The sequence below is a fragment of the Shewanella sp. S1-49-MNA-CIBAN-0167 genome (genome assembly GCF_040310145.1).
Classification (GTDB): Bacteria; Pseudomonadota; Gammaproteobacteria; order Enterobacterales; family Shewanellaceae; genus Shewanella; species Shewanella psychromarinicola.
Map to the genome: position 1 here is coordinate 1 of NZ_JBEOPO010000179.1, position 300 is coordinate 300.

At 41.3% G+C, this 300-nt stretch carries 1 pseudogene; it reads right to left on the bottom strand.

The window, feature by feature from the left end:
* Positions 1–13: 13 nt before the first annotated feature.
* A pseudogene (locus AAEZ00_RS20905) lies at positions 14–300 on the bottom strand (hypothetical protein); the annotation flags it as partial.

The window sequence follows — 300 nt, forward strand, 5'->3', positions numbered from 1 at the left end:
TGTTTGACATTGGCTAGTCCGTTACCTTGTAATCAGTGTGATCGTCTGATTTGTCGTCTGCAGGTGCGTCATTTAATAGCTCATCATCTAATAGTTCGTCATCAAACTCTAGATCAAATTCGTCAGATTCAGTCTCAGCCACTTTACCGTCATTGACCAAGTGAGCATCTCGCTGCAAATAGACATCTTTAACATAGCCATAAGGATCTAACGATCCGTCTAATATGGGTTCATATTGCTGAAAATCAATCCGACTGTCTAAACCTTCCAACACAAACTTACCGGCCCTTTGTTCAAACG